At 66.9% G+C, this 21,916-nt stretch carries 21 protein-coding genes; 13 read left to right on the top strand and 8 right to left on the bottom strand.

The genetic code is table 11. The features are described from left to right. Positions 1-114 precede the first annotated feature (114 nt). From A6E15_RS21075 to A6E15_RS15025, 3 genes are read left to right on the top strand one after another with little or no spacing between them, the layout of a single operon-like run. Complete coding sequence (locus A6E15_RS21075; protein WP_175607274.1) at positions 115-261, top strand: hypothetical protein; 147 nt, start codon at positions 115-117, stop codon at positions 259-261. After that, entirely contained in the window at positions 251-1,939 is a 1,689-nt protein-coding gene (locus tag A6E15_RS15030; protein WP_076147387.1) for a sodium/proline symporter, read from the top strand. The genes A6E15_RS21075 and A6E15_RS15030 overlap by 11 nt, the downstream gene beginning before the upstream one ends. Next, positions 1,940-2,452, top strand: coding sequence for a hypothetical protein (locus tag A6E15_RS15025; protein WP_076147385.1), 513 nt, complete (start codon positions 1,940-1,942; stop codon positions 2,450-2,452). It begins immediately after the preceding gene. Between the two features lie 630 nt (positions 2,453-3,082). Here the strand turns inward: A6E15_RS15025 and A6E15_RS15020 are convergent. Continuing rightward, positions 3,083-4,030, bottom strand: a complete 948-nt coding sequence (locus tag A6E15_RS15020) for an oxidoreductase (protein ID WP_076147383.1) — start codon at positions 4,028-4,030, stop codon at positions 3,083-3,085. Positions 4,031-4,144: 114 nt separating this feature from the next. Next, positions 4,145-4,663: a peptidylprolyl isomerase gene (locus A6E15_RS15015; protein WP_076147381.1), complete on the bottom strand. Its 519-nt coding sequence runs from the start codon at positions 4,661-4,663 to the stop codon at positions 4,145-4,147. Positions 4,664-4,786: 123 nt separating this feature from the next. Here A6E15_RS15015 and A6E15_RS15010 point away from each other — a divergent pair, with 123 nt between their 5' ends. The 3 genes from A6E15_RS15010 (at position 4,787) to A6E15_RS15000 (ending at position 6,511) form a co-directional block, all read left to right on the top strand. After that, a complete protein-coding gene (locus tag A6E15_RS15010) occupies positions 4,787-5,131 on the top strand; it encodes a MarR family transcriptional regulator (RefSeq protein WP_076147379.1) in 345 nt (114 codons plus the stop codon). A gap of 2 nt (positions 5,132-5,133) precedes the next feature. Then, positions 5,134-5,469: a growth inhibitor gene (locus tag A6E15_RS15005; RefSeq protein ID WP_076147377.1), complete on the top strand. Its 336-nt coding sequence runs from the start codon at positions 5,134-5,136 to the stop codon at positions 5,467-5,469. 70 nt (positions 5,470-5,539) lie between these two features. Beyond that, entirely contained in the window at positions 5,540-6,511 is a 972-nt protein-coding gene (locus tag A6E15_RS15000; RefSeq protein ID WP_076147375.1) for a succinylglutamate desuccinylase/aspartoacylase family protein, read from the top strand. On the opposite strand, the gene A6E15_RS14995 is transcribed toward A6E15_RS15000, so the two are convergent. Next, the gene (locus tag A6E15_RS14995; protein WP_076147373.1) at positions 6,512-7,273 is read right to left on the bottom strand and encodes an SDR family NAD(P)-dependent oxidoreductase; all 762 of its coding nucleotides are present in this window, start codon (positions 7,271-7,273) and stop codon (positions 6,512-6,514) included. A gap of 729 nt (positions 7,274-8,002) precedes the next feature. Next, positions 8,003-8,776: an IclR family transcriptional regulator gene (locus tag A6E15_RS14990; protein ID WP_076147372.1), complete on the bottom strand. Its 774-nt coding sequence runs from the start codon at positions 8,774-8,776 to the stop codon at positions 8,003-8,005. A gap of 195 nt (positions 8,777-8,971) precedes the next feature. On the opposite strand from A6E15_RS14990, the gene A6E15_RS14985 reads away from it, so the two are divergent. After that, positions 8,972-10,168: an acyl-CoA dehydrogenase family protein gene (locus A6E15_RS14985; protein WP_076147371.1), complete on the top strand. Its 1,197-nt coding sequence runs from the start codon at positions 8,972-8,974 to the stop codon at positions 10,166-10,168. A gap of 1 nt (position 10,169) precedes the next feature. Then, positions 10,170-11,165, top strand: a complete 996-nt coding sequence (locus A6E15_RS14980; protein ID WP_076147369.1) for an MBL fold metallo-hydrolase — start codon at positions 10,170-10,172, stop codon at positions 11,163-11,165. On the opposite strand, the gene A6E15_RS14975 is transcribed toward A6E15_RS14980, so the two are convergent. From A6E15_RS14975 to A6E15_RS14965, 3 genes are all read right to left on the bottom strand, one after another. Beyond that, entirely contained in the window at positions 11,138-12,127 is a 990-nt protein-coding gene (locus A6E15_RS14975) for a TIGR03617 family F420-dependent LLM class oxidoreductase (RefSeq protein ID WP_076147367.1), read from the bottom strand. The genes A6E15_RS14980 and A6E15_RS14975 overlap by 28 nt on opposite strands. A gap of 71 nt (positions 12,128-12,198) precedes the next feature. Continuing rightward, positions 12,199-13,137, bottom strand: a complete 939-nt coding sequence (locus tag A6E15_RS14970) for a D-2-hydroxyacid dehydrogenase (RefSeq protein WP_076147365.1) — start codon at positions 13,135-13,137, stop codon at positions 12,199-12,201. 3 nt (positions 13,138-13,140) lie between these two features. Then, complete coding sequence (locus tag A6E15_RS14965) at positions 13,141-14,757, bottom strand: class I adenylate-forming enzyme family protein (protein ID WP_076147364.1); 1,617 nt, start codon at positions 14,755-14,757, stop codon at positions 13,141-13,143. A 177-nt stretch (positions 14,758-14,934) separates the two neighbouring features. Here A6E15_RS14965 and A6E15_RS14960 point away from each other — a divergent pair, with 177 nt between their 5' ends. Both A6E15_RS14960 and A6E15_RS14955 read left to right on the top strand, forming a co-directional pair. Further along, positions 14,935-16,083 carry an acetyl-CoA acetyltransferase gene (locus A6E15_RS14960; RefSeq protein WP_076147362.1) on the top strand — a complete coding sequence of 383 codons (1,149 nt, stop codon included), beginning with the start codon at positions 14,935-14,937 and terminating at the stop codon, positions 16,081-16,083. Continuing rightward, the gene (locus tag A6E15_RS14955; RefSeq protein ID WP_076147360.1) at positions 16,080-16,505 is read left to right on the top strand and encodes a Zn-ribbon domain-containing OB-fold protein; all 426 of its coding nucleotides are present in this window, start codon (positions 16,080-16,082) and stop codon (positions 16,503-16,505) included. Before A6E15_RS14960 ends, A6E15_RS14955 begins: the two co-directional genes overlap by 4 nt. A gap of 19 nt (positions 16,506-16,524) precedes the next feature. Here the strand turns inward: A6E15_RS14955 and A6E15_RS14950 are convergent, their stop codons facing one another. After that, positions 16,525-17,547 (bottom strand): FAS1-like dehydratase domain-containing protein, encoded by a 1,023-nt coding sequence (locus tag A6E15_RS14950; protein ID WP_076147358.1) that lies wholly within the window; start codon positions 17,545-17,547, stop codon positions 16,525-16,527. 461 nt (positions 17,548-18,008) lie between these two features. On the opposite strand from A6E15_RS14950, the gene A6E15_RS14945 reads away from it, so the two are divergent. The 3 genes from A6E15_RS14945 (at position 18,009) to A6E15_RS14935 (ending at position 21,835) form a co-directional block, all read left to right on the top strand. Then, complete coding sequence (locus tag A6E15_RS14945) at positions 18,009-18,782, top strand: SDR family NAD(P)-dependent oxidoreductase (protein WP_076147356.1); 774 nt, start codon at positions 18,009-18,011, stop codon at positions 18,780-18,782. 137 nt (positions 18,783-18,919) lie between these two features. Next, complete coding sequence (locus A6E15_RS14940) at positions 18,920-20,497, top strand: class I adenylate-forming enzyme family protein (protein ID WP_076147354.1); 1,578 nt, start codon at positions 18,920-18,922, stop codon at positions 20,495-20,497. A gap of 42 nt (positions 20,498-20,539) precedes the next feature. Then, a complete protein-coding gene (locus tag A6E15_RS14935) occupies positions 20,540-21,835 on the top strand; it encodes an MFS transporter (RefSeq protein ID WP_076147352.1) in 1,296 nt (431 codons plus the stop codon). Positions 21,836-21,916 lie beyond the last annotated feature (81 nt).

Raw genomic sequence — 21,916 nt, 5'->3', positions numbered from 1 at the left:
GGTTCGCTGACCGATCGCGTGAGCGTCTGCCCTCGAATTCTTTCGCACCAATCTAGTCCGCATCAAAGCGGCGATTTCGATATATTTATGTGTGGGTAGTAAGCACACGCCACTATGCCTCAAAGTGGTTCAGTCGAATTGCTCTGGTTATTCGGCCCGTTCGTCCTGTACCTGGTGATGCTCGTCGTCTACTACATCTGGGAAGGAAAGCGAGAGAAACGACTCCGAGAGCGCTACGAGGAGGTGAAACATGGCCAGTGAAGGGTTAGCCGGTTCGGCCGGGAGCTGGGTACTCGGAACGTTCGCCGTCTACCTGCTCGTCCTGCTCGGTATCGGACTGTACTCCTCACGGCTCATGGACTCCGTCGACGACTACGTCATCGGCGGTCGGAGCGTCGGTCCGGTCGTCACCGGCTTCTCCGAACGCGCCTCCGAGATGAGCGGTTGGCTCACGCTCGGTGTCCCGAGCGACGCGTTCGGTACCGGTGTGATGGCCTTCTACAACGGTCTCGGGATGATCCCCGCCGACCTGTTCGCGTGGGCCGGAATCGCGAAACGCCTCCGGAAGTACACGGAGATCGTGAAGGCGGTCACGCTGCCGACCTTCTTCGAGACGCGTTTTCAGGACGACACCGGCTACGTCAAGGGCGTCTCCGCGTTCGTACTGATGCTCTTCGAAGGCGGATACGTCGGCGCACAGATCGTCGCCGCCGGGACGCTGCTGGAGGTCCTCACCGGCGTCTCGTCGCTTGTCGGGATCCTCGTCGGCGGCGTCATCGTCGTCGGCTACACCATGCTCGGCGGCTACTTCGCCGTCGCGTGGTCCGACTACGTGCAGGGCGCGATCATCCTGGCCGCGTTCATCGTCCTGCCGATCATCGCCTTTACCAACTACGGGCTCCCGTTCGGCGAACTCGCGTCCGCCGGGAGTTCGTACACGAGCGTCACGGCCGGCATGACCGGCTGGGCCGCGATCTTCGGGATCATCAGCTACGCCGCCATCGGGCTCGGCATCCCCGGGAACCCGCACGTGATGGTCCGGTTCATGGGGATCGACGAGGTCGAGAACATCCGTCTGGCCGCGCTGGTCGCCCAGCTGTTCATGTTCGTCGCCTACATCGGTGCCGGCTTCGTCGGGCTGTACGCGCTGGTCGCCTTCGGTCAGGGCGGTATCGAGGATCCGAACAACGTCATGCCGTTGCTCACGCTCGAGTTCTTCCCCGGTGCGATCGCGGGGATCATCCTGGCGGCCGCCCTCGCCGCGATGATGTCCAGCGCGGACTCGCAACTGCTCGTCGCGACGAGCGCCATCGTCGAGGACGTCTACCACGGCTACATCAACCCGAACGCGAGCCAGGAGCGACTCGTCCGCTACTCCCAGTACGTCACGCTCGGGCTCGGCGCGGCGAGCGTCGCGTTCGCCTTCCTCGCACAGAACACGCCGATCTACACGCTCGTCCTCGACTACGCGTGGGGCGGCCTCGGCGCGGCCATCGGTCCGACGCTTATCGCGGCCGTATGGTGGAAACGGGTCACCGCGACGGGCTCCGTCGCGAGCATGATCGTCGGCACCACGACGATGATCCTCTGGACGCAGCTGTCGACCCTCCTCGAACTGGTCGGCCTCATGGGGGCCGTCGAGGGCTCGGCGTTCCTCACCGGCCTGGTCGGGGTCTACGGCCTCTTCCCCGCGTTTATCCTCTCGACGGCGACGCTCATCGTCGTCTCGCTGCTGACGACGCCGCCCGAAGGCGTCGACGATCACTTCGATTCCTTCAACAAACCGCTCTCGGCGCTCTCCAGCAGCGACGATCCGACCGGCACTCCCGAATACGTGACCGACGGCGGCCGCGACGTCGGTCCCAAGGCCGTCACGGAGACCGACAACATCCGCGCACACGTGCGGGCCAGCGAGTACTGGGACGAGGGTGACGAGTGAATGAGCGACGCGCGTCGACAACCGGTCGAGCCCGCGACCGTCACTGGCGAGTCGCGCGAACGCGTGACTCTCACCGTCATCGAACCGACGGTGACGCGCGAGGACGTCGACTCGAGCGGTCGCGTCGGCGCCGTCGCGTACCCGTATCGGATCTACGACACCGTCGCGACGATCGAACGGCCGCTGATTTCGGACCGCGACATCGAGTACGTCGTCAGCGTCGACCGCTCTCGTCGACTCGCCGTCCGGGCCGACGTGTTTCCCGAGACCGTCACGGAACCCGTCGACGACGTCCTCGTCGTCCCGTCCGAACTCTCCGACGCGCAGGTCCGCGACAAGGCCGAAGACGCGGTGTTCACGTGGACGCTCCGGAAAGTCGCCGTCGGCTCCGCGCCGGACCTGACCTTCGAACGGTCGGTCGACGCCCACAAGCTGTTCTGGATCGCGTCCCGACCCGACGGGGACGTCATCGTCGATAGCGTCCGCGGCACGGAGATGCCGCTGACGGAGTGAGTCGGGCGGGAGTCCGACTCGGCCGCCGCGCCCGCGCGGCGATCATCGCCGACGAGTCCGACCGGCAGAGAGCCGAGTACCGCTCTCGAGTTCCGGTTCGCCACGCGAAAGTATCAGATATATAAATTACTATGGTTGTTGGTACCTTCCGTTCACGGCGGCCGCATCAGCGACACGTCGCGTCCGACCGAGCACTCTCGTCGAAACCGGTGACGGAGGCTCGAACACGGACTTCGTCCTCGTGTAATGTTACTTTTGATTGTTCGGGACGTAGACGAAACCCCGGAGCCGCGTCTCGGAACGGGTGGGTGGATCGCCCCCTCCCCGACACTGTCCCGAGAACAGTTGTGTGGCGTCGATCGAACGGTTTCCCGTCCGATGAACGGCCGAAACACGTCGCTCGCGTCGCGTTCTTCCCCGTCGGAAACCTGCGAACGGTTTGCGGCCTCAGAAATGAATTCACCCTGGCAATATGATGGAATTGTTTCTATACACATACAACTGCGCGGCGGCCGTTAGCCAGACGTTCCACTCGCTTCGTTCGTGCGACACTGGCCGTCGAACGCGGCCCGTCTCGCTTACCGGCGACGCATCTCCCGGGCGACCGGACCGCCGTCGAAGCGACACTCGCTACGCCGAGACGTCCGCCGACGGCTCCGGCAGGTCGTAGGTGACGCCGGTCAACTCGCTCGAGACGTCCCATAGCCGGCGGGCCGTCTCCTCGTCGTAGGAGCGGTCCGAGGAGGCCTGGCGTTCGGGCGTGCCGCGCATGTTCATGAGGCCGCCGGGGCCGTAGTAGGCCCCGCCCTCGGCCCCGGGTGCGGTGGCGGCGTACAGGGTCGGGAGCGCACCCATTGCGGCCGATTGAGCCACGACGGTGTTCAGCACCGCCATCCCGGCCTTGCGGAGCCGGCTGCCGCTCTGTTCGGGGCCGCGCAGCTGTAACCGGGTGTTCGCGTAGCCGGGATGGACCGCAACGCTCGCCGCGTTCGCGTCGGCGGTGAGCAGCCGGCGCTCGAGTTCGTAGGCGAACAGGACGTTCGCCAGCTTCGACTGGGCGTAGGCGTCCCACTTGTCGTAGTCGTCCTCGTGCTGGAGGTCGTCGAAGTCGATCCGCCCGCGCTCGTGGACGCCGCTCGAGACGGTGACGATCCGCGAGTCGGGCTCGGTCTCGAGCCCCAGGTTCTCGAGCAAGAGCCCGGTCAGTGCGAAGTGCCCGAGGTGGTTGACGCCGAACTGGGTCTCGAAGCCGTCCGCGGTCTCCGAGCGAGGAATCGCCATGACCCCGGCGTTGTTGACGAGGACGTCGATCTCCGCCTCGAGTTGGGCCGCGAAGTCGCGAACGGACGCGAGATCGCCCAGATCGCAGGCCTCGACGCGGAGGTCGGCACCGGGGATTTCCTCGCGAATCCCGTCGGCCGCGTCCGCGCCGCGTTCGGCGCTGCGACAGGCCATGATCACCGTCGCACCGTTGCGCGCGAGTTCGCGCGTGGCCTCGAGACCGATGCCGCTGTTCGCGCCGGTGACGACGATCGTCCGTCCGCTTTGGTCGGGGACGTCTTCGGCTGTCCAGTCCATGGTGAGCGTACGGGCCGGCGGCCCTAAAACGGACGCGTCGGTCACGCCTCGATTCCACGCGACGTCCACGGCGTGCGTGCAGTCGCACCGCCCGGCCGAACGGTTCGAGCGGGCTTACTCGTAGTCGACCGAGACCGACTCGAGGACGACTTCCTCCTGGGGCTGGTCGTTGGCGTCGGTCTCGACGCTGCCGATCTCGCGAACGACGTCCATGCCGTCGGTCACTTTGCCGAAGACCGCGTGGCGGTCGTCGAGGTGGGGCTGGGCGTCGAGCGTGATGAAGAACTGCGAGCCGTTGGTGTCGGGCCCGGAGTTGGCCATGCTCAGGATCCCCGCGTCGTCGTGGCGCAGCTCGTCGTGGAACTCGTCGTCGAACTGGTAGCCGGGGCCGCCGCGGCCGGTCTCGGTCGGGTCGCCGCCCTGGATCATGAAGCCCTCGATGACGCGGTGGAAGGCAACGTCGTCGTACAGGGGCTCACCCTCGATCTCCTCGCCCGTCTCCGGGTCGGTCCAGGTCTTGCCGCCGGTCGCGAGCCCGACGAAGTTGTCGACGGTTCGGGGGGCCCGCTCGTCGTAGAGTTCGACCTCGATGTCGCCGCGGTTCGTGTGCAGGGTGGCAGTAACGTCTCCCATACCGTCCGCGACGGCGGGCCGAGTGAAAACGGTAGTGGTCTCGCCCGCTGCAGCCCGATCCGGACGGTCAATTACATCACTTACAGAGTAACATCTTTGACTTCGAATACCCTACTGACCCACATGCCGATCGACATCGACACCTTCGACAAGCGTTCGAGCGAGGAGCTAAACGGGCTCACGAACGCCGAGAAGGTCGTTCGATTCCTCGCTGCGAACGACGACGCGGCGTACACCCCCTCCGAAATCGCGGCCCGGGTCGACGTCAAGAAGAATTCGATCGGAACGGTTCTCAGCCGTCTCGAGGACCGCGATCTCGTCCGCCACAAGGGCGACTACTGGGCGATCGGTGACCCGGACACGGTCCGCGACGCGTACGAGGCACACCGGCTCCTCGAGTCGCTGGACGAGCGATACGGGACGGAGGATCTCGAGGAGTGGCGGGAACACGCCGCCGAGGGCGAATAGCGATGGGGTACGAGCGCGGCGATGTCGCCATCGCGATCGATCCCTTCAAAGACGGTTCGAGCGGCCGACCGTCTCTCGTCGTCGGTCGCGAAACGACGCCCTTCCACGGCGAACAGTACATCTCCCTCTCGCTTACGACTCGAACGTGGTACGAGGAGCGAATTCCCCTCGCGGCGGACGACTGGGTAGAGGGCGGCGCTCCTCGCTCGAGTTCGATCATGCCGTGGTCGGTCACTTCGATCGATGCCGATCTGATCGAGCGCTATCAGGGACGACTCGAGGGGGGCGTCGTCGACGAGGCCGCGGCGACCCTCTCCGAATACGTCCGTCCTGACTGACTGCTCTCTCCATCCGTTCGTGACAGCGGTCGGCCGCAGCTACATACCGCGGGCCGTGGAACGACCGCTCATGACTGAGAGAACGCACACGGCGGAACGGCTGACGCTCGCGCGGCTCCCGTCGGGCGTCGACCTGACGACGACGGTCCACACCTATCGCGGCGCGGAGTCCGGGCCGACGCTGTACGTCCAGGCGGCCCAGCACGGCCGCGAGATCAACGGCACCGAAGTCCTCCGGCGGTTCCACGAGCGACTCCCCCTCGAGTCGCTGTCCGGAACCGTGATCGCGGTCCCCGTCGCGAACCCGCTGACGTTCGACCGCGTTTCCTACACCACGCCGGAGCCACTCGACGGCGTCCACCCGAACATGAACCGGATCTGGCCGGGCGACGCGGACGGCACCCTCCACCAGCGGATGGCCGCCCGACTGTGGGAATACGTCACGGCGGCTGACGCCGTCGTCGACCTCCACACGGGGAGTCCCGACATGCTCCCCCACGTCGTCTATCGTGAGGGAGACGAGTACTCCCGCGGCCTCGCGACCGCCTTCGGAACCGATCTCCTGCTGGCCGAGGGGGCCGGCGAGGACGTCCCCGACGAGTGGCACCGGCGGGGCTTCGCCGGCAAACTTCGGGTCGCCGCCGCGGACGAGGGGATCCCCGCGATCACGCCCGAACTCGCCCACAACAAACGGATCATCGAGGACGTCGTCGAGACGGGCGTGACGGGGCTGGTGGACGTCTGTCGACACCTCGACGCGCTCCCCGGTGCGGTCCCCGAGCGCGACCAGCGGAGCGCCCGCAACCACCTCGGGCAGGTTTCCGCGGCCGACGCCGGACTCTTCCGGCCGACGCCCGGGCTCGCCGTCGGCGACGAGGTCGCCGAGGGTGCGCCGATCGGGACGGTGTACGACCCGACGACCTACGACGCGCTTCAGGAGGCCCGCACGAAACGGGGCGGCCTCCTCTATGCGCTCACGCGCGAGGCGACGGTGACCGCGGGCGACCAGCTCGCGAGCGTGGCGCTGACCCGCGAGGCGTAGTCAGCAGGTCGAGAACCCGCCGTCGACGACCAGCCCGTGGCCGCTGACGAACGAGGCCTCGTCGCTGGCCAGAAAGAGGATCGCGTTCGCGATCTCTGCGGGCTCGCCCAGCCGCTTGAGCGGGTAGTCCTCGGCCATCTCCGCTCTGGCGACCTCGGGATCGTCCTGCTGTGCGAGAAAGCCCTCGAGCATCTGGGTCTCGGTGAAGCCGGGACAGACGGCGTTCGCGCGGACGCCGTAGGGGCCGGCCTCGGCCGCGACCGTCCGGGTCATGTTCAACACGGCGGCTTTGGTCGTCGAGTAGGCCGCCTGCTTGGGGAGCCCGAGGATGCTCGCCAGCGAGCCGACGTTGACGATCGAACCGTGGCCCTGGTCTTTCATGTGGGGCAAGGCGGCCGAACAGCCGTTCCAGACGCCCTTGATGTTGATGTCGATCACGAAGTCCCGGGTCTCGTCGTCGAGGTCCTCGAGGCTCCCGCCGGGGTGGCCGGTGCCGGCGTTGTTGACCATCACGTCGATGCCGTAGTCGTCGGCTACGGCGTCGACGACGTCGTGAAACCCCTCGCTGTCGGTGACGTCGAGTTCGGCGAACTCGGCTTCGCCGCCGGCTGCCTCGATGGTCTCGACGGTCTCTTCGCCGCCCTCGACGTCGACGTCCGTGACGATGACGCGTGCCCCTTCCTCGGCGCACCGCTCGGCGGTCGACCGACCGATCCCCGACGCCGCGCCCGTGATAACTACTGTCTTGTCTTCGAGTCGCATACGGTCCTATTGGACGGCCACCACATAAATTCGTTCATGATTTACGACCCGTATTCTGCCGATGTTCATCGAACTCGGTCGTCGCGAAAACAGTGTAATCCGTCGCTCGAGGCCGGCCACTCGCGGCAACCCCGTCGTGATGTCCAAGAAATATATAGGAGCAGAAAGTATTTGGAAAATCCTATTGAAATTACCAATTTATCCCCTCGAACAAGGGCCGTTCGACCGGACTCCGGTCGATGGCTCGGCGGCTATACGGTCACGTCCGTAAAACGAGTCTGACGGCATTGTATCGTCTAATAGTGGCCGACACGGGACGTTTCTCGAGCGGTACGCCGTCCGAACCGCTTCCCTCGTTCCGCTCTCGAATAATCCGGCAGGTTCGTCGCTTGTCGTCCGATTTAACGGTCGTCCGTGACGATTCGCGAGTGTTTCTCGAGTTCGATCGGACCGTCATCCGTGGCGACAGAAATACCAGTTTCTATTCATACCTTGAAAACCGATAGTTATGTGGTCCGACTTCGCGCAGCGGCTCCGTCGAACTGATCCCTCGTCGGTCGATCGGCGCCGGCAGCGACGGCGGCTTCCGACCGATCGCCCCGGGGGTTTACGGACATATGACTGTAAACCAATGCGGAGTCGGTGCGGGGTCCCGGGATCGACCACGACGATCGATTTCGATCCGCGGTCGTCTCGCCTCGACCGACCGCGTTCGGTCTGACTGAACGGCTACGAGAACATCACGTTGACTTCGATCGTGTTCGCCGTCGACAGCAACCGGTCACGCAGGTCGTTTTTCTCCCACTCGTTCTCGAGGCGGTGTTGTGGGCCGGCGACGGTGACCGCCCCGTAGACGGTGCCGTCGTTGTCCAGGATCGGTGCGCCGATCGCGCTGATCCCCCGGAGGTACTCTCCCTGGTTGTACGCGACGCCTTCCTCTCGAATCGCGTCGAGTTCGTCGAAGAGGGTCTCTCGATCGGTAATCGTGTTCTCGGAGAACGCCGGGAGCCCCCACTGGTCGATGATGTCCTCGACTCGCTCCTCGTCGAAGTGAGCGAGCATCGCCTTGCCGCCGGCCGAGTTGTGGAGGTAGGTGTGAGTCCCGATGTCGATGTCGCTGGTGAAAGAGCGCGTCCCCTCGCTGACGTTGATAACCGTCCCGAGCCCGTTCTGGTGTGTCGAACAGAGGACGCGCTCGCCGACCTGTGCCGACAGTTCGTCGATCGGTGCGTCGGCGGCTTCGTACAGCGGCTCAGCGTGTTTGACGTGTTCCCCGAACGAGAGAAACCGGAGGCTCAGCCGGTATTCGTCGCCCTCTTGGACGACGTACCCCTTCGACCGCAGCGTCGTCAGATGGGCGTGTACCGTACTCTTTGCTACTCCCGTTCGCTCGGTGAGTTCGGTGACGCCGGCCCCTTCGGCCTGCCACAGCGCCTCGAGAATATCGAGGGTCTTCACCACCGCATCGACCCGATTCCCTCCGTCCGTGTCTGGTGTTGCCATACGCCGTATTCAACGATGGGTGTCAAAGCTGTTCCGCTCTGCTGAACGCCAGCTGCGGGCGAAAAAATCAATTCGGATCCGGATCGTCGGTCGTTCGGGCTCGAAACGACGGATTCGAGGCGCTCGACCTGTACTATGGTGGCTGAAAACGATTCCCATGGTAACGTTTATGTAGGGCGTGATGTGACGTAGATTATGGACTTCAGCGAACCGTCCGAAGCCGTCCAGATCAAGAAGGCACTCGACGACTTCATCGATCAGGAGGTCGCCCCGCTCGAGAACGAGTACGATCAGTTCCTCGGCGCGGACTACGAGAAGGAAATCGTCGACGACGAGCATCGGCAGGTCCCCGAGTACCGCAACATCGTCGAGGAGATTCGCCAGAAATCCGTCGAGGCGGGCTTTTACGGCATGACGATGCCCGAGGAGGTCGGCGGCGGCGACGTCGACATCCTCACTCGCGCCATCGTCGGCGAACACATGTCCAACCGGCCGCCGGGCTTTCACAGTTCCATCTTCGGCGGCGCGGGCGGACCGACGCCGATCCTGTTGAACTGCGACGAGCGCCAGCGCGAGGAGTATCTGGAGCCGCTGATGGACGGCGAGATCACGACCTGTTTCGCCCTGACCGAGCCGGGCCACGGCAGCGACGCCCACCACATGGACACCCGCGCCGAGAAGGACGGCGACGAGTGGGTCATCAACGGCCAGAAGGTCTACATCACGAACGCGCCCTACGCCGACTTCGCGATGGTCTTCGCCCGGACCAGCGGCGACGACGGCGACCTCAGCGGGATCACCTGCTTCCTCGTCGACAAGGAGACGCCCGGCTTCGAGGTCGGGAAGATCCACCGCGCGATGGGGATGACGCCCGGGACGCACGCCGAACTCCACTTCGACGACTGCCGCGTCGGCGAGGAGCAGGTGCTGGGCGAGGTCGACGCGGGCTTTCAGTCCGCGATGGACTGGATCGGCGGCGGTCGAATCAACATCGCCGCCGGCGCGGTCGGGACGGCCGAGTTCCTGCTGGACATGTCCCTCGAGTACGCCCGCGACCGGGAGACGTTCGGAAAGCCGATCGGTCACCGGCAGGGAATCTCCTTCCAGTTGGCCGAACTCGCGACCGACATCGAACAGGTCCGCCAACTCTATCGCTACGCCGCCTGGAAGATGGACAACGGCGAACGCGCCCGGAAAGAGGAGTCGATGGCGAAGCTCCGCGGCGCGAAACTGGCCAACGACGCGGCCGACATCGCGATGCAGGTCCACGGCGGAGCCGGCTTCATGAAGGACCTACCGATCGAACGCAACTACCGCTCGGCGCGGGTCTTCCGCATCTTCGAGGGGACCGACGAGATCCAGAAACGGACGATCGCTCGCGAACTCATCTGAGATGAGTGAGTCGACGGAGCGGGGTACACGCGCCGCTGGGCAGGTGTCGCGCATCGACTTCGACATCGAGTGGCCGCCGAAACACGCCGCGGCCTACCTCATCGAGGAGCCCGCGCCGATCCTGATCGATACCGGTGACCCCGAGGAACGGGCCGAAGCGACGATCCGCGAAGAGCTGGCAGCGACGGGGTACGACCTCGCGGACGTCGCGGCGGTCGTCGTTACCCACCCCCACAGCGATCACATCGGACAGGTGCCGCTGTTGCGCGAGGCCGGCGCGACCGTCTACGCACCCCGGCCCGTCCTCGAGCAACTCGAGCGCGACCCGGCCGACCTCGCGGCGGGGATCCGCGAGATCGGCCGGTCGGCCGGGTACCGCGGCGAGGCAATCGAGCGCGAGACCGAACGCGCGAAAGCGTCCCTCGAGCGCAATCGCCGGCTGCTCGAGCCCGAGGCGGCGGTGCCGTTCCCGTTCGACGAGTCGGTTACCGTCGCGGGCCGGGAGTTCGACCCGATCCACACGCCCGGCCACCAGGTTCACCACGCCAGTCTGGCGACCGAGGTCAACGGCGAGCGCGTCCTCTTCTCGGGGGACGCGCTCATCGAACCGTTCCGACCGGGCGCGATCAACGTCGGCCTCGACTACGGTGCCTACGACGCCGTCGACGACTTCCACCGCGCGATGGACCGGCTCGAGGGCCGTGCGATCGACCGGGCTTTCCCCGGGCACGGCCCGGTCTTTACCGACTACGAGGAAGCCATCGAGAGTACGCGGTCGGCTCTGGAGTCGCTCACGGCCGAAACCCTCGAGGCGGTCAGCGCCGTCGGGCCGGCGACGCCCCTGGAGATAACCCGGCACCGCAGCGGCGAGGTCCGGCATCCCGCCCAGTTGCTCGACACGCTCGGGGCGCTCGGCACGCTCGAGGGCCGGGGCAGAATCGAGTACGAGGTCCGCGACGGCGCTCGCTACTACTCGTTCAGGAAGGCCTCGCCGTGATCGAGCGGGAGGACGACCCGGTCGGCGATCCCCCCGTAGACCGCCCGCGCCTCCGCGAGTAGTTCCTCGGGCGGCGCTTCGATCGCGAACGTCGACACCATCTCGTCGGTCACGAGGCCGGCCATTTCTTCCCACTTCCCGTCCGTCGAGAGATCGTGTAACTCCTCGCCGACCGAGCGCCAGCCGTGGTGTTCGAGGACGTCGTGGTAGGTTCGCGTACTCCCGTAGAAGGCGATTCGACGGCGCACCTCCCGGCGGGACCGCTCGCGTTCGTCCTCTGTCTCGCCCGTGACGACGAACGGGCTCGCGGAGAGCGAGACGTCCTCGAGGGACCGCTCCCCGCGGTCGGCCCCCTCGGCGACGGTCGGCGCGATGACGTCGTCGGTGTAGCCGGGGGTATTGAAGACGTGCATGTCCAGTCCGTCGCAGAGCTCGCCCGCGAGCCGGATGTTGTACTCGTTGACGCCTGCGATGTAGATCGGGATCTCGGGATGGTCGATCGGCCCCGGATTGAAGTTGTCCGTCATCAGCGAGAACGAGTAGTGGTCACCCTCGTACTCGAGGTCGGCTTCGCCCTGGAACGCGTCGAAGATGTGCCGCAGCGACTCGACGACCTCGCGCAGTCGCGGCCCGGGCGACTCCCAGTCGACGCTGAAGCGGCGCTCGTTGTGGCCTTTGACCTGCGTGCCGATGCCGAGGACGAACCGGCCGTCGGTGTACTGTGCGAGGTCCCAGGCGGTGTAGGCCAGCGCCATCGGGCTGCGGGTGAAAGAGAGCGCGATTCGTGTCCCCTGCTGGATCTCCTCGGTCCGGTCGGCGATCACCGGGTGCGGCAGGAACGCGTCGTTGTCCATCTCGGGGGTCCAGACGCCGTCGAACCCGAGTTCCTCGGCGCGGGCGGCAGCCGCGCCCGAATCGTTCGCCAGTTTCGGTACCATCGCGTCGATGCGAAGGTCTGACATACCCGATGGTCGACGGGTCGACCCTTCAATCTATGGACGGGTACGGCCGCGAGCGGACCGGAAAAAAGCGCTCAGACGACGCGGTTCTCGAGGGGGTCACCGTCGCGGAACCGATCGTAGTTCCGGAGGAAGACGTCGGCACAGCGCTCCCAGTAGTGGGGCGTGCTGCCGGCCATATGCGGCGTCACGAGGACGTCGTCGCGGGCCCACAGCGGCGACGATTCGGGCAGTGGCTCCTCTTCGAAGACGTCAAGCGCCGCGCCGCCGAGGTCGCCCGCCGCGAGCGCGTCGACGAGCGCCGACTGGTCGACGATCCCGCCGCGGGCGATGTTGACCAGCACCGCGTCGTCGGGCAGCGTCGCGAGGGCGTCGGCATCGAGCAGCCCCCGCGTCTGGTCGGTCAGCGGACAGGCGACCACGAGGTAGTCGCTCGCGGCGAGGACCGACTCGAGGCCGTCCGGGCCGTAGATCTCGTCGACGCTCTCGGGCGCGTCGGTCGGGTCCCGCTTGGTCCCGACCACGCGGGCGTCGAACGTCCGGCAGTAGTCGGCCACGTTCGAGCCGATCGCGCCGACGCCGACGATCCCGACGGTTCGGTCGCCGAGTTCACCACCGAGGTAGCGCTCCCACTCGCGTTCGCGCTGCTGAGCGATCGCGCGGTCGAACCCGCGCTCGAAGTGAAGCAGGTACCCCAGGACCTGCTGGCCGATCGGCTTCGCGTGGATCCCCGAGACGTTCGTCAGCGCCACGCCGCGGTCGGCCAGCGCGTCGTGATCGAAGCGGTCGGTCCCGGCGCTGAGCGCCTGTACCCACTCGAGTGCGTCGGCCGCCGCGAGTACCTCGTCGGGGAGCCGGTGGATGACGAGGGCCTCGGCGTCGGCGACCGCCGCCGGAAGGTCGTCCGCGTCCTCGACGTGTTCGAGGTCGATCTCCGGCCGGCGCTCGCGGATCTCGTCGGTGACCAGCGGCCCGCCGCCCGCGAGGACGTGCGGGGAGACGACGACGGTCACGCGTTACTCGTCCCCCTCGCCGTCCTCGAGTTTGTACTTCTGGATCTTGCCGGAGGTGGTCCGGGGGAGTTCCTCGATGAACTCGACCTCGCGGGGGTGTTTGTAGGAGGCGACGTTGTCGAGGAAGTACTCCGTGATCTCCTCGGCCGTGACGTCCTCGCCGGGTTCGACGCCCGGTGCGGTGACGACGAACGCTTTCGGGACCTCGTTGCGGCGCTCGTCGGGAATCCTGACCACGGCACCCTCGGCGACGGCCTCGTGTTCGGCCAGCAACTCCTCGAGTTCGCTGGGGTAGATGTTGTAGCCGGCCGAGTTGATCATGTGTTTCTTCCGGTCGACGATCTCGTAGTAGTTGTCCTCGTCGCGGCGGGCGATGTCGCCAGTCCGGAACCACCTTCCGGAAGACGAGTCTTCCGACTCCCCGCTCGCTTCGCTCGCGGGGACGTCGTCGGTGAAGGCCTCGTCGGTCGCCTCGGGCATTCCGTGGTAGCCCTTCATCACCTGTGGCCCCCGAACGAGGAGTTCGCCTTCCTCGCCGATGGGGACCGTCTCCCCGCTCGAGTCGACGATCTTGGCCTCGGTCATCCGGGTCGGCTGGCCGATCGTGCCGTGGCGCAGGCCGAACGTCGAGTTGCGCTGGGAGTGGGTCGCGCCGTTGGTCTCGGTCAGCCCGTACCCCTCGGCCATCTCGACGCCGGCGGTCTTCTCGAACTGCTCCTGGACCGCGACGGACATCTTGGCTCCGCCCTCGCCGGCCGACTCGAGGCTGGTCAGGTCGTACTCGCCGAAGTCGTCGCTGTTGATCATGTCGACGTACATCGCGGTGACGCCGACGTAGTGGGTGATCCCCTCCTCCTCGATCAGCTTCATCGCGGCGTCGCCGTCCCAGTTGGCCGCGCTGCGCAGGTAGACGCTGCCCCCGCGCACCAGCGGCTGCCAGGCGGTGTGCGTGAAGCCGGTGATGTGATACAGCGGCAGCCAGACGAGGCTCTTGACGGCCTCGCCCTCGAGCGCCTGCTCCTGTGCGAGGACGGAAAACGTCTGGGCGCGGAAGTTGCGGTGGGTCAACTGGACGCCTTTGGGTTTCCCGGTCGTCCCCGAGGTGTACGGCAGCAGCGCCACGTCGTCGTCGGCCCGCTCGACGAACCGCTCCTCGCCGCGGACGTCCGCGAAGGCGTGGACGTCCTCGCCCTCGCCGTCGACCGAAATCACGACCGGATCCCAGTCGATCGTCTCGAGGGCCTCCTCGAGGTAGGGTTCGAGGGCCTCGTGAGTGAGGACGGCCGCGGCCTCGGTGTCCTCGAGCTGGTAGGTCAACTCGCGCTTGCGGTACTGGGGATTGACCGGCGAGACGATCACGCCGGCCTTGAACGCGCCCAGCGCGCCGATCAGGTACGGCGGGCAGTTCGGCAGGTACTGGAGCATGATATCGCCCGGCTCGAGCCCGAGGTCGGCCAGCCCGCCGGCGAAGCGCGCGCTCTCGGCTTTGAGGTCGTCGTGGGTCAGCGTCGTCCCGTGGTACTCGATCGCCGGTGCGTCGCCGTGTAGCCGAACCGTCTCGTCGTGAAGTCGCGCGACGTTCCCCTCCCTCGCACTCTCGGTAACGCTTGCCAAATCCATGCCACACAATATCATTGAGTGATATAAAATAGTATCTATCACTAGACAGCGGGTCCGTCGACACGACGGCTCTCGGTACGGCGTGACACGACCTATGTTATCTCCTACCACAACTTATTTGCGTTCGCTCGAGATATCGGGAGACGATGATACGACCGGTCCGACGGAGGGATACCCGTGGCTGAACCGATCCTCGCGGGCGTCGCCGAGAGCGACCTCGGCGAGACGCCCGACCGGAACTGGCTGGACAACGCCGCCGTCGCGACGGTGCGAGCCCTCGAGGACGCCGGCTGTTCCCTCGACGAGGTCGACGGCGTCGCGGTCGCCGGCGGCGACGACTACATGCCCGCGCTGGTGCTGTCGGAGTACCTCGACCTCGACGAGCCCTCGTTTCTCGAGGGGACCGAGATCGGCGGCTCGTCGTTCGAACACTTCTGTGGCCACGTCCGCGACGCGATGGCCCGCGACGAGGCCGACGTCGTGGTCGTCGCCTACGGCTCGACGAGCAAGACCGGCCCCGGCAGGGACCAGTCGCTCGAGGAGACCCACCCGATCGACGGCTTCGTCCGCCCGACGGGGCTGTTCCGGCCGCCGGGGGCCTACGCGATGGCCGCGCGCCGGCACATGCACGAGTACGGTACCACCGAGGAACAGCTCGCGGAGGTCGCCGTCGCGACCCGCGAGTGGGCCGCGATGAATCCCAAGGCGGCCCAGCGGGAGCCGATCACGGTCGACGACGTCCTCGAGTCCCGGGAGATCGCCGAACCGTTCAACCTGCTCGATTGCTGTCTCGTCTCGGACGGCGGGGGCGCGGTGGTCCTCGTGAGCGAGGAAAAGGCCGCGGAACTGGGCGTGCCCGAGATCGCCGTCGCGGGCGTTGCCTCGACGAGTACCCACCGCCAGGACGTCAGCGAGATGCCCGACATGACGACCACCGGGGCCGCGGTAACCGGCCCGAAGGCCTTCGATCAAGCCGGAATTACCCACGACGACGTCGACGTCGCCGAGATCTACGACTCGTTTACCTACACCGCTTTAGTCACCCTCGAAGACCTGGGCTTCTGCGAGAAGGGCGAAGGCGGCGAGTTCGTCTCGGGCGGGACGACCGCGCCGGGCGGCGAACTCCCCATGAACACGCAGGGCGGTGGGCTCTCGTACTGTCATCCCGGCCACTTCGGGGTCTTCGTCCTCATCGAGGCCGCCCGGCAGCTCCGCGGCGACTACGAGGGCGACCGGCAGGTCGACGACGCCGAGGTCGCCGTCGCCCACGGTACCGGGGGATTACTCTCCTCGAGCAGCACCGTCGTCCTCCGGAGGGAATCATGACGGGGCGCATCGAGGACCGCCGCGAGGAGTGGGACGGGCCGGTCCCGGTCCCGACCGGTGCGACGGCTCCCTTCTGGGCGGGTACCCTCGAGGGCGAACTGCGCTATCAGGCCTGTGACTGCGGTCACCGCCAGCTGTACCCGCGGGCGGTCTGTACCGCCTGCGGGGCCGAGGACCCGCCGTTCGAGGCGAGCGAGGGCGTCGGCACGATCTACACGTACACCGTCTGCCACGTCCCCGGCGAACCCGGCTTCGCCGAGCGGACGCCGTACGTCGTCGGCGCGATCGACCTCGCCGAGGGGCCGCGCCTGCTCGCACTGCTCGACGCCGAGCCCGACGACCTCGAGATCGGTGCTGCCGTCGGGGTGCGGTTCTGGCAGGTCTCAGAGGACGCAGCGATTCCGGTGTTCGTACCGGAGTAAAAGTTCGTACGCGTCTTTTTTACTCGAGGGCGGCCGTCGCCGTCCCGGTCAGCAGCGTCTCGCCGTCGGTCGTCCGGGCCTCGAGTTCCGCTTCTACCGTTCCCTCGTTGATCTCGGCGACCTCGCCGCTCGCGACGACGGTGTCGCCGGGGAAGACCCGGGACTGGAACCGGACGCCGAAGCTCCTCACGTCCCGCAGGTCGAACCAGTTGGCGACGACCCGCGAGGTGACGCCGGCGGTGAACATCCCCTGGCCGAAGACGCTCTCGTTGCCCGCCCCCGTCGCGTAGGGCTCGTCGTAGTGGATCGGGTTGAAGTCGCCGCTGGCTCCGGCGTACTTGACGAAGTGCTTTCGCTCGAGGTCCGCGACGACGACCGTCGGACCGGCGTCGCCGGGCTCTATGCCGCCGACCGTCCGGACCCGCTCGAACTCGTCGACGGTCGGCGAGGGCGTCGCGGGATCCGCTTCGGCGGTACCGCCGTCGGGCTCGGCCGGCTCGCCGTCGCTCGCGGCTCCGTCGGCGTCGTCCTCGGCCGCGCTCTCGTCGCCGTCGTCGATCGCGCCCTCGGTTTCGATCGCCGTCGAGCGGTCGGTCAGGACGAGTTCCCCGTCCCGATCCCGGTACTCGGTCTCGAGGACGGCGAAGGTCATCGTCCCCGCCCGTCCCCCTTCGCGCTGGAAGACGTCCGCGAGGGTGGTCGTCCCCTCGAGGACGTCGCCGACGTAGACGGGCCGTTCGTACTCGTGGGCCTGTTCGCCGTGGATGACGTACTCCGGCTGGAAGGCGAGCTCGAAGCCCTTGCCGTCGACGTCGGCGGGGGTGTACTGCGGGAATCGGGCGACCTGCGAGTAGGTCAGCGGCGCGGGAACGCGATCGTGGCCCCGCTCGGTGGCGACCGACTCGTCGCGGAAGACGGGATCCTCGGCGGTGATCGCCCGCGCGAACTCCTCGACTTTGCCCGGCTCGACCCGGAACTCCTCGGCCGTGACCGTGGTGTCGCCGACCATCGCCTCGAGTTCCTCGATCGGTCTATTCGGCATGGTGTCCCTCCGTGGCTTCTGGGGCGGTCGCGGGCCGGTCGATCGTCGCGTCGCGTCGTACCTCGGTGCTGTGTCCGCGCTTCATTGCCGCCATGGTTTGGGGACATCTGACATAACAGTACCCTTCTCGGACGCCTTCACGACGATCGCTCGAGCGCCCGCACTGCGGTCGAGCTGTCGGTGTCGGGGCCGCCGTCGATACCGAAGTGACGACCGAGATTCCGCCGTCGCGGCGACACGGCGCGCCACGCCCTCCCCAGCCGATTGCGGTCCTCGCTCCCCGACTCGCGGCGTTGCCGTTCGCAACGCTCGGTCGGGCGACAGCGTGCCCCACCGCCTGCCGGCCGGTCGAATAGCTTATACCGGCGGTCGATGAACACGGACACGCTCATGGCAGTGACTATCACACTCGCGTATGGAGAACGGTCGGGAGAACGAACGCGTCTCGCGGAGGGCGACCGATGACGGTCGAGCAGTTCAGCGTCGACGGGCAGACCGCGATCGTCACCGGCTCCTCGAGCGGGATCGGGAAAATGATCGTCGAGCGGTTCGCCGACGACGGCGCGAACGTGGTCGTCACCTCGCGGGAGATGGAGAACGTCCAGCCGGTCGCGGACGCGATCAACGAGAGCGACCGGCCGGGCGAGGCGATCGCGATCGAGTGCGACGTAACGGACCGCGACGCGGTGCAGGACCTGATCGACGAGACGGTCGCCGAGTTCGGCGGGCTCGACATCCTGATCAACAACGCGGGGGCGAGCTTTCAGGCTCCGCCCTCGGAGATCAGCGAGAACGGCTGGAAGACCATCGTCGACATCAACCTGCACGGGACCTTCCACTGCTCGCAACTGGCCGTCGAGTACATGCGCGACAACGGCGGCGGCCGGATCGTCAACTTCGCCAGCGTCGCGGGCACCCGCGGCTCGAAGACGATGAGCCACTACGGCGCGGCCAAGGCCGGCGTCGTCAACTTCACCACCTCCGCGGCTGCCGACTGGGCCGAGGACGGGATCTGGGTCAACTGCATCGCGCCCGGACTGGTCGCCACCGAGGGCGTCCGTACCCAGATGGGCGTCGAGGACGACGCCGCGGAGATCGCCCGCACCACGCCGGATCGAACCATCGGCAAACCCGAAGAAGTCGCCGACCTCGCGCAGTTCCTCGCCAGCCCCGCCTCGTCGTACATGGTCGGCGAGACGATCGAGATCAAGGGCATTCCCCGCCTCGGCGAGTAACGAAGAGTCTCCCCGAGTCCCCCTCGAACCCGCGGTGGCCTCGCAGACGGCCCCGGCCGCGTGGAACGGGCCCGAAACACGAACCGTGTTACCAGTACCCGTATACTTTTCAGGCCGAACGACAAATCAGGGCCAATATGGAGCTCGATATCGTCTCCGCGGAGACGCTCATGGAGTCGCCCTACGACGGCAACGTCGCGAACCTCCTCGAGCGAGCGGTCGCGGAGCATCCCGACACGATCGCGATCGAACACGCCGGCGAGACCATCACCTACCGCGACTTCGGCGACCGCGTCGCGCGGTTCGCCGACGGCCTCCGGGAACTCGGCCTCGCGGCCGGCGACCGGGTCGGCGTCTACATGCCAAACGGCATCGACTTCTGTACCGCCGTCTGGGCCTGCTGTCACGCCGGGATCATCGCCAGCCCGCTGAACCCCGAGTACCGCCGCCGCGAGATCGAGTACCAGCTCGACCACGCCGACGCCGAGGCGGTACTCGTGGAGGGGTCGGCCGACGAGTACGTCCGCGAGGCCGTCGCCGACCTCGAGACCGAGATCGTCAGCGCGACGGCCGGCAGCGATCACCCCTCGCTGCCGGAGCTGGGTACCGACGCCGAGGCGGCGCTCGTCGACCGGGAAGACGAGGACGTCCTCCTCCAGCCCTACACCTCGGGAACGACGGGGAAGCCGAAGGGCGTCCTGTTGACCCACCGCAACTTCCGGGTCCAGATCGCCCAGGCCGTCTCGAGTTACAGCGCCAGCCCGATCAAAGGCGACGGAATCATCGTCCTGCCGATGTATCACATCACGGGGATGATCGGGATGATGGCCTCGCTGTGTGCCGGTCGGACGCTCCACTTGCTTCGACCCGACCAGTGGGACCCCGAACTCGTCCTCCGGAAACTGGACGAACACGACATTCCCTCGTTCGTCGGCGTCGCCGCGATGTTCGTCGACCTGCTCGAGGCCTACGACCCCGACGAGTACGACCTGTCGACGCTGGTCCGGGCCGGACAGGGCGGGGACAAGCTCCCGCGGCCGACCCGCGAGGGGTTCGAAGAGGCCCTCGACGTACCGCTTACCGAGGGATACGGGCTGACCGAGACGACCGCGACGAGCCACACGATCCGGTGGTCGTCGCTCGGCAATCGGCCCGGCAGCGTCGGCCAGCCGGTGGGTCACACCCGGTCGAAGGTCGTCGACGAGGACGGTGAGGAGGTCGATCCCGGCGAGGAAGGCGAGATACTCATCGCCGGCTCGCAGGTGATGAAAGGCTACTACAAGAATCCCGAGGCCAACGAGGAGGTCTTCACCGAGGACGGCTTCTTCCGGACCGGCGACATCGGGACCCGCGACGAGGACAACTACTACTACATCAAGGGCCGCGAGAAGGAGATGATCCTGACCGGGGGGTACAACGTCTACCCCCGCGAGATCGAGGACCTGCTGTACGACCACCCCGAGATCCACGAGGCCGCGGTCTTCGGCGTTCCCGACGAGCGCCGCGGCGAGACCGTCGCCGCCGCGATCACGCCCGCGGAGGGCGCGGAGATCACCGCCGACGACGTCGAGGCGTACGTCCTCGACGAACTCGCGCCCTACAAACATCCCCGTATCGTCGAGATCCGTTCTGAACTCCCCAAGACCGGCAGCGGAAAGATCCGCAAGACGAAGTTGCGCGACGAGATCGCCGACGAACGCGGGCTCGAACCGTGAGTGTCTTACACACGGGCGCTCGAGTCGTCGACCACTGCCAGCATGTCTGAGGAGGCCACCTACTCGACGGGGGAGATCCGGACGATCGCGCTCGCGGTCATCGCGGGCGTCTTCTTCGGCGGCGTCGCGACCGGAGTCGCGTTCCCGACGCTGCCGTTGCTCGACGAGAAGCTCGTCATCTCGGCGGTCATGCTGAGCGTGATCCTCTCGGCCAACCGGATCGGGCGGCTGTTCATGAACACGCCCGCCGGGACGATCATCGACCAGTACGGCGCGCGGACGCCGATGATCTTCGGCCTGTTCACGCAGGCGCTCGCGCCCTTTGGCTACATCGTCGGGCTCAAGACGCCGCCGACCCACCTCGGGACGGTGCCGCTGCTGGGAGACGTGTCGCTGCCGGGGCTGGTCTTCGTGCTGGCGCGGCTGTTCTGGGGGGTCGGCAGCGCCTTCGTCTTCATCGGCGCGTTCGCGACGATCACCTACGTCACGACGGCCGACAACCGCGGCCGCTGGGTCGGCTACATGCGCGGCGGCCAGTCGCTTGGCTTCCCCACCGGCCTCGTCGTCGGCGGCGTGTTGACCGATCTGGCCAGCATGCAGACCGCCTTTCTCGCGGCGGGCGTCCTCGCGCTGGTCGCCGGCATCGTCGCGACGCTCGTCCTGCCCGACGTCCACGGCGGTGCCGACGGGGGCAGAGCCGCCAAGCTCCGGGAGGTCCCCGCCCTGCTCGCGGGCAACCCGACCGTCGTCCTGATCGGCTACGGCAACTTCGCCGTCCGTTTTCTCTGGGGCGGGATCATCCTCTCGACGCTGGCCCGCTACGCCAGCGACTACGGCCTCGAGCTGTCGGCGCTGGGCGCGGCCGGCATCAGCGGGATCGTGATGGGACTGGGCGTGATCACCTCGGGGTCCATGACGATCGTGACCGGCTGGATCTCGGATATGGTCAGCGATCGGACGCTGCTGACGGTCCCGGCCTTTCTCGCGATGGGCGCGGGCTTTCTGGTGATCGCCTACGTACCGACCATCGAGGCGCTGCTCGGGGCGATCGTCCTCGTCGGTGCGGGGATGGGGTCGGCTGCGCCCGCACTGCTCGCGATCATGGGCGATCTCACGCCCGGCGACGAACTCGGGCGGATGGGCGGCGTCTATCAGGTGATGGGCGACGTCGGGCTCAGTCTCGGTCCCCTCGTCGCCATCCCCGCGGTGGATCTCTGGTTCGGCTACCAGTTGACCTACGTCCTCTGTGCGGCGCTCGTCTTCAGTTGCCTGACGATCGTCTCGCTGCCGCTGCTGCGCAACCCCGAGGTCTCGCGGGCGGGCGTGAAAGCGGATTGAGGCCGCCGGGGGCTCGGACCCGTAACCGTCCGTCCCTACACACGTGCGCGAAGCTTTCATGTTCGGGCAGGAGTATTGCTA

The organism is Natrinema saccharevitans (assembly GCF_001953745.1).
Taxonomy (GTDB): Archaea; Halobacteriota; Halobacteria; order Halobacteriales; family Natrialbaceae; genus Natrinema; species Natrinema saccharevitans.
This window is presented reverse-complemented; position numbering and strand designations above follow the sequence as displayed.

Bases quoted from the DNA above. Each gene is read 5' to 3' on its own strand.
- A6E15_RS21075 (WP_175607274.1), top strand. From the start codon at position 115: ATGCCTCAAAGTGGTTCAGTCGAATTGCTCTGGTTATTCGGCCCGTTC.
- A6E15_RS15030 (WP_076147387.1), top strand. From the start codon at position 251: ATGGCCAGTGAAGGGTTAGCCGGTTCGGCCGGGAGCTGGGTACTCGGA.
- A6E15_RS15025 (WP_076147385.1), top strand. From the start codon at position 1,940: ATGAGCGACGCGCGTCGACAACCGGTCGAGCCCGCGACCGTCACTGGC.
- A6E15_RS15020 (WP_076147383.1), bottom strand. From the start codon at position 4,030: ATGGACTGGACAGCCGAAGACGTCCCCGACCAAAGCGGACGGACGATC.
- A6E15_RS15015 (WP_076147381.1), bottom strand. From the start codon at position 4,663: ATGGGAGACGTTACTGCCACCCTGCACACGAACCGCGGCGACATCGAG.
- A6E15_RS15010 (WP_076147379.1), top strand. From the start codon at position 4,787: ATGCCGATCGACATCGACACCTTCGACAAGCGTTCGAGCGAGGAGCTA.
- A6E15_RS15005 (WP_076147377.1), top strand. From the start codon at position 5,134: ATGGGGTACGAGCGCGGCGATGTCGCCATCGCGATCGATCCCTTCAAA.
- A6E15_RS15000 (WP_076147375.1), top strand. From the start codon at position 5,540: ATGACTGAGAGAACGCACACGGCGGAACGGCTGACGCTCGCGCGGCTC.
- A6E15_RS14995 (WP_076147373.1), bottom strand. From the start codon at position 7,273: ATGCGACTCGAAGACAAGACAGTAGTTATCACGGGCGCGGCGTCGGGG.
- A6E15_RS14990 (WP_076147372.1), bottom strand. From the start codon at position 8,776: ATGGCAACACCAGACACGGACGGAGGGAATCGGGTCGATGCGGTGGTG.
- A6E15_RS14985 (WP_076147371.1), top strand. From the start codon at position 8,972: ATGGACTTCAGCGAACCGTCCGAAGCCGTCCAGATCAAGAAGGCACTC.
- A6E15_RS14980 (WP_076147369.1), top strand. From the start codon at position 10,170: ATGAGTGAGTCGACGGAGCGGGGTACACGCGCCGCTGGGCAGGTGTCG.
- A6E15_RS14975 (WP_076147367.1), bottom strand. From the start codon at position 12,127: ATGTCAGACCTTCGCATCGACGCGATGGTACCGAAACTGGCGAACGAT.
- A6E15_RS14965 (WP_076147364.1), bottom strand. From the start codon at position 14,757: ATGGATTTGGCAAGCGTTACCGAGAGTGCGAGGGAGGGGAACGTCGCG.
- A6E15_RS14955 (WP_076147360.1), top strand. From the start codon at position 16,080: ATGACGGGGCGCATCGAGGACCGCCGCGAGGAGTGGGACGGGCCGGTC.
- A6E15_RS14950 (WP_076147358.1), bottom strand. From the start codon at position 17,547: ATGCCGAATAGACCGATCGAGGAACTCGAGGCGATGGTCGGCGACACC.
- A6E15_RS14945 (WP_076147356.1), top strand. From the start codon at position 18,009: ATGACGGTCGAGCAGTTCAGCGTCGACGGGCAGACCGCGATCGTCACC.
- A6E15_RS14940 (WP_076147354.1), top strand. From the start codon at position 18,920: ATGGAGCTCGATATCGTCTCCGCGGAGACGCTCATGGAGTCGCCCTAC.
- A6E15_RS14935 (WP_076147352.1), top strand. From the start codon at position 20,540: ATGTCTGAGGAGGCCACCTACTCGACGGGGGAGATCCGGACGATCGCG.